Annotated in this window: 2 protein-coding genes; both read left to right on the top strand. The window is 34.2% G+C overall.

Annotation, left to right across the window (positions count from 1 at the left end):
• Positions 1 to 1,010, top strand: a 1,010-nt coding sequence (locus VNJ50_RS07985) for a diphosphomevalonate decarboxylase (protein WP_325580710.1), incomplete at its 5' end; no start/stop codon positions are given.
• A gap of 95 nt (positions 1,011 to 1,105) precedes the next feature.
• Complete coding sequence (locus VNJ50_RS07980; RefSeq protein ID WP_325580708.1) at positions 1,106 to 2,035, top strand: mevalonate kinase; 930 nt, start codon at positions 1,106 to 1,108, stop codon at positions 2,033 to 2,035.
• Positions 2,036 to 2,140 lie beyond the last annotated feature (105 nt).

The following is a 2,140-nucleotide window of genomic DNA, read 5'->3' as shown; positions in this document are numbered from 1 at the left end:
CTCTCATAAAATATTGGGGCAAGAAAAAAGATCAAATTCCTGAAAATCCATCACTTAGTTTTACTTTAAACTATTGTAAGACCATCACAACTCTAAGGTTTTCAAAAAAGACGGATGATGACCGGTTTTCTTTTGATGTTTATTTAGATGGTCATCTTAAAAAAGATTTCAAGCCAAAGATTCAATCGTTTTTTGAACGTGTTGAAGTTTATGTCCCATTTTTAAAACATTACCATTTTATCATAGAAACCCACAACACATTTCCTCATAGTTCGGGTATTGCCTCATCCGCAAGCGGGATGAGTGCATTAGCGTTATGCTTGATGAGTGTTGAACGGCAATTTTTGTCCTCGGATATTATTGATGAGGATTATTTTAATAGAAAAGCTTCTTTTTTAGCACGTTTGGGCTCAGGAAGTGCCTGTAGAAGTATTGAAGGCGATGTGATTGTTTGGGGTAAAACCCATTCTATTAAAGAAAGCACAGATTTATATGGCATAAAATATCCATATCAAGTGCATGAAAATTTTAAGGACTATCAGGATACAATTTTGTTGGTTGATAAAGGCGAAAAGCAAGTGAGCAGTACTGTTGGGCATAATTTGATGCACAGCCATCCGTATGCCCAAAACAGATTTCAACAAGCTCATCAAAATCTCGAAAAGTTAAAAGATATCTTGGCATCTGGTGATTTGAAAGCTTTTAATTTATTGGTTGAAAGTGAAGCGCTCACCTTGCACGCCATGATGATGACCAGTATGCCTTATTTTATTTTGATGAAACCAAATACTTTGGAGATTATTAATAAAATATGGGATTTCAGAGAAAAAACGGGATTGAATATCAGTTTTACCTTAGATGCTGGAGCAAATGTACATGTGCTTTACCCAAAGAAAGAACGTGAAGAAATCTTGAAATTTATTGAAGCTGACTTGGCTAGCTATTGCCAAAACGGACATTATATATGTGACGAAATAGGTTTTGGTGCCCAGCTCATTGATATTGAATAGCCTAAAATACAAAATGTTAAGATTAATGGCTATTATTGTAAAACCAATTAAAGAATAATTCTTAATTTTGCATTATTAATTTTTCATTAAAAGAAATGAAAGGACCTCTATTTTACTCTAAAATCCTACTTTTTGGCGAATATGGTATCATTAAAGATTCCAAAGGCTTATCAATTCCTTATAATTTTTTCAATGGCGCATTAAAAACAGATGGCCTTGAAACGGATGTCGCTATAAGATCTAATGCCAACCTTAAAAAATACGTTGCTTATCTAAAAAATATCAATCCAGAATTGGTGACTTTTGATATGGAGGCGTTGGAGACCGATGTTAATGCGGGAATGTACTTTGATTCTTCAATTCCACAAGGCTATGGCGTAGGAAGTAGTGGTGCCTTGGTGGCTGCTATTTATGATCAATATGCGCATCATAAAATTACTGTTTTAGAAAATTTAACGCGTGAAAAGCTATTGGTATTAAAAACCATATTTTCTGAAATGGAATCTTTTTTCCATGGAAAATCGTCCGGTTTAGATCCGTTGAATAGTTATTTGAGCATTCCTATTTTGATTAATTCCAAGGACAATATTGAAGCCGCTGGTATTCCATCACAAAAAAGTGATGGTAAAGGTGCCGTTTTTTTATTGGATAGTGGTATGACTGGAGAAACAGCGCCAATGGTTCAGATTTTCATGGAAAACATGAAGCAAGAGGGATTCCGAAGAATGATCAAAAATCAATTCATCAAGCATACCGATGCTTGTGTGGACGATTTTTTAAGAGGGGATTTTAAGTCCCTATTTCTTAACACCAAGAAACTTTCAAAAGTAGCCCTCAATCATTTTAAACCAATGATCCCACAGCAATTTCATGAACTTTGGAAAAAAGGTTTGGAAACCAATGATTATTATTTAAAATTATGTGGCTCGGGTGGCGGAGGCTATATTTTGGGATTTACTGAAGATATCGAAAAAGCCAAATTATCGCTTAAAGACCATAAATTAGAAGTGGTTTATAATTTTTAAACCCTCCATACATCGCCATGTATTAGCGTTTTAATACTTTTTCGATGCTAACTAGAAAACAAAAACACCTTTTATTAAAGTTTTTTAGCATGTTTTCTGTCATTA

Source organism: Gelidibacter sp. (assembly GCF_035577925.1).
Taxonomy (GTDB): domain Bacteria; phylum Bacteroidota; class Bacteroidia; order Flavobacteriales; family Flavobacteriaceae; genus Gelidibacter.
The sequence above is the reverse complement of the archived record's forward strand: the minus strand, read 5'-3'. Positions and strand labels throughout refer to the sequence as shown.

Excerpts from the sequence above, each read along its gene's own strand:
- VNJ50_RS07980 (WP_325580708.1), top strand. The coding sequence starts at position 1,106 with ATGAAAGGACCTCTATTTTACTCTAAAATCCTACTTTTTGGCGAATAT.